Annotated in this window: 2 protein-coding genes and 1 pseudogene; all 3 read right to left on the reverse strand. The window is 40.5% G+C overall.

The features are described 5' to 3' along the window. Nucleotides 1-317: pseudogene (locus L652_RS0102465) on the reverse strand (3-phosphoshikimate 1-carboxyvinyltransferase); the annotation flags it as partial. Continuing rightward, nucleotides 317-1,399 carry a 3-phosphoserine/phosphohydroxythreonine transaminase gene (serC, locus tag L652_RS0102470; protein WP_024595544.1) on the reverse strand — a complete coding sequence of 361 codons (1,083 nt, stop codon included), beginning with the start codon at nt 1,397-1,399 and terminating at the stop codon, nt 317-319. The gene serC and the pseudogene L652_RS0102465, both read right to left, overlap by 1 nt. Nucleotides 1,400-1,557: 158 nt before the next feature. Then, nucleotides 1,558-2,466, reverse strand: a 909-nt coding sequence (locus tag L652_RS0102475) for a DNA gyrase C-terminal beta-propeller domain-containing protein (protein ID WP_024603255.1), incomplete at its 5' end; no start/stop codon positions are given.

Genomic DNA, 2,466 nt, shown 5'->3' on the forward strand with positions numbered 1-2,466 from the left:
GCAAGTACTGCCGTTAAAGGTCTATAAGCAGTACCCGCATTACCTAAAAACAATGGCTCAGTCGGTGTATTAAACACACCACTAACACCCTCTACGGTGGCTACAGTGCGGTCATCATTTAAAGTTACATTTACACCTAATAACTTTAAGGCGCCCAGCATATGGCGTATATCGTCACTATCAAGTAAGTTTTCTACAACGGTAGTACCGCTTGCAAGTGCTGCTAATAATAAAATTCTGTTCGATAGACTCTTTGAACCTGGTAGGGTTACTGTGCCATTTACTCTAGAAATAGGTTCTAAACGAAGCTGCTCCATTAGCTGTGCTCCTTTGCAAAAGCAGCCATAAAGTCTACAAGTGCTTGAACACCTTCAATAGGCATTGCGTTATAAATACTTGCGCGCATACCGCCCACAATTCTGTGGCCTTCAAGAGCGAGTAACCCTGCATCTTTAGACTGAGCAACAAACTTATCATTTAAGCTTTCATCATTAAGCCAAAACGGAACATTCATACGTGAACGGCAATGTTTAGCTACTTTATTGGTATAAAAGCTCGATTCATCAATAAAGTCATAAAGTAGCTGCGCTTTAGCAATATTTTGAACTTCCATCGCTTTTACGCCACCATTACTTTCAAGCCATTGAAATACTTCAGCAGCTAAATACCAAGCAAATGTAGGAGGCGTGTTAAACATGCTGCCTTGTTTTGCTTCTAATGCGTAATCTAAAATGCCTGGCTTAGGTAAGCCTTCACGCTCAAGTAATGTTTTACGAACAATAACGATTGATATGCCCGACGGGCCGATATTTTTTTGCGCACCAGCGTAAATTAAATCAAATTTATTAACGTCTATTTCGCGTGATAAAATAGTTGACGACATATCAGCAACGATCGGTGCAGTTGGGTGGCTTGGTACATCAAAAATTTCTAAGCCGTCAACCGTTTCGTTAGGGCAATAGTGAATGTAAGATGCATCTTCTGGTAACACCCAATCAGCAACCTGTTTAATAGAAAACTCGCCATTGGCATCATTACGCACATCAATAGAGGTTGCTTGAGTAAACTTGTTGGCCTCGTCTGTTGCACTTTTTGACCACACGCCGTTTTCGCAATAAACCGCAGCTTTGCCTTCTTGGTGTAAATTTAATGGCACAGCACTAAACTGACCACGACCACCACCATGCATAAACAGCACTTCAAATTCATCACTGATATTCATTAGGCGACGAAGGCTGGCTTCACATTTAGCTGTAAGGGCTAAAAACTCTTTGCTACGATGGCTTATTTCCATCACAGACACACCTAAATCTTGCCAATCTAGAAACTCTTTTTGTGCTTTTTTCATAACCGCTTGCGGAAGCATAGCTGGCCCCGCACAAAAATTATATTTACTCATTACCTTTGCCTCATTCCAGTAATTTAACTACTTAGCATGAATGCTCAATACCCACCCACTAAACCTTTGAGTTTTAGTGAATGAATATAACTTCACACCCTATTAATTTTTTTCAACAACATTAAAAAAAGCGGCCAAGGCCGCTTTTTCAATATCAATTATTCTGAAGGAGGATTATCATCCGCTACTTCATCAATAACCGTATCTACAGTTTCAACGTCTTCAATATCAATCAAGTCACTTTCTGTAACTTCAATCTCTTCTATACGTTGTAAACCAACTACTTGCTCTTCGTCAATAGTTCTGATCAAAATAACACCTTGGGTGTTACGTCCAACCGTAGAAACTTCATTAACGCGAGTACGTACTAAGGTACCACGATTTGAAATAATCATGATTTCGTCGTTATCATCAACTTGTACAGCGCCAACAACAGCACCGTTACGCTCACTCACCTTGATAGATACAACACCCTGTGTTGCACGGCTCTTAGATGGGTAATCTTCTAGTTGTGTACGCTTACCGTAACCATTTTCAGTTACCGTTAAAATAGCACCGTCAGTTTTTGGTACAATTAACGATACTACGCGTTGATCATCGGCCATTTTAATACCACGAACACCTGTAGCAGTACGACCCATTGGGCGAACACCTTTGAAACGAATCTCAGGATTACCTTCTTCGTCTAATACTGGGTTACCGTTTTCATCAACAACTGTTGTTTCTTCAGCTTCTTTAAAGCGTACAACTTTACCTGCATCAGTGAACAACATAATTTCATTGCTACCATCGGTAATATCAACACCAATCAGGCTATCGCCATCATTTAAGTTAACAGCAATAATACCGCTTGCACGTTGACGACTGTAAGCCGTTAATGGTGTTTTCTTAACTGTACCAAATGCTGTTGCCATAAAGATGTATTTATCTTCTGCGTACTCGCGTACTGGCAATATAGCAGTAATACGTTCATCAGCTTCAAGTGGTAACAAGTTAACAATTGGCTTACCGCGCGCTGCACGACTCGCTAGTGGTAACTGATATACTTTAAGCCAATATAAACGACC

It is taken from the genome of Pseudoalteromonas sp. TB25 (genome assembly GCF_000497995.1).
Lineage (GTDB): Bacteria > Pseudomonadota > Gammaproteobacteria > Enterobacterales > Alteromonadaceae > Pseudoalteromonas > Pseudoalteromonas distincta.

What these genes read in the sequence shown, in the direction of transcription:
- serC (WP_024595544.1), bottom strand. Translation starts at nt 1,399, where the DNA reads ATGAGTAAATATAATTTTTGTGCGGGGCCAGCTATGCTTCCGCAAGCG.